Below are 1088 nucleotides of genomic sequence, written 5' to 3'. Positions count from 1 at the left end.
TGTAGTTCCCCGGGACGTTGTGAACGGGTGACGTAAGTGAAGACCTCCGGGACGATGTGAGTTACCACACACCACGTCGTCACCGGAGGTCTTCGTGACTCACGCTAATGCCCCGTTCACTCCAACGGGCAGGGAACGCCTTGCCCGGCTGATCGTCGTCGACGGCTGGCCCGTCCGTCGGGCCGCGGAACGGTTCCAGTGTTCGCCGGCGACGGCAGCGAAATGGGCTGCACGATACCGAGCGGGCCTGTCGATGGCCGACCGGTCGTCGAGGCCGTTGTCGAGTCCGACCAGAGTCCCGTCCCGGCTGGAACGCCGCATCCTCGCGTTGCGGGTCACCCGGCGGTGGGGACCGCACCGGATTGCGTTCCACCTGGGCCTGGCCCGCTCGACAGTTGGACGTGTCCTGGCGCGGTTCCGGATGCCGCTGCTGCGCAACATTGACCAAGCAACCGGGCTCCCGGTTCGCCGGCCGACTCCGGTGCGATACGAGAAGTCCCGGCCGGGTGAGCTCGTCCACGTCGACATCAAGAAGCAAGGCCGCATCCCAGATGGTGGCGGCTGGCGCGCTCACGGACGCGGGTCTGCCCAGGACCGCGCCGCCGGCTCGAATCGTGATCGTGCTGCTCGACGAGGCGCGCGTGGTTCTCGCGGGTACCGGTTCCTGCACCACGCGGTCGATGATCACTCCCGGCTGGCGTATTCAGAGATCCACGACAACGAACTCGGCGCCACCGCTGCCGGGTTCTGGGCCCGCGCAAACACGTTCTTCGCCGCCGCGGGGATCCATGTCGAGGCCGTGATGACCGACAACGGTGCGTGTTACCGATCCCGCGACTTCGCGACCGCCCTCGGTGACGCGAAGCACCGCTTCACCAGGCCCTACCGGCCGCAGACCAACGGGAAGGTCGAGCGGTTCAATCGAACCCTCGCCGCGGAATGGGCCTACGCCCGTCACTACGACAGCGATGCAGCCAGAACCGCGACCTACGCGGACTGGCTGCATCACTACAATCACCACCGACCACACACCGGCCTCGGCGGCCAAACCCCATCAGATCGCGTTCATAACCTCACGGGGAACTACA

General features: G+C 66.5%; 1 protein-coding gene. It reads left to right on the top strand.

Annotated elements, in window-relative coordinates; all coding sequences use genetic code 11:
* Positions 1–94: 94 nt before the first annotated feature.
* A partial coding sequence (locus EDF55_RS18575) for an IS481 family transposase (protein ID WP_123656474.1) occupies positions 95–1088 on the top strand: 994 nt, incomplete at its 3' end.

It is taken from the genome of Curtobacterium sp. ZW137 (genome assembly GCF_003762905.1).
Lineage (GTDB): Bacteria > Actinomycetota > Actinomycetes > Actinomycetales > Microbacteriaceae > Curtobacterium.
This window is presented reverse-complemented; position numbering and strand designations above follow the sequence as displayed.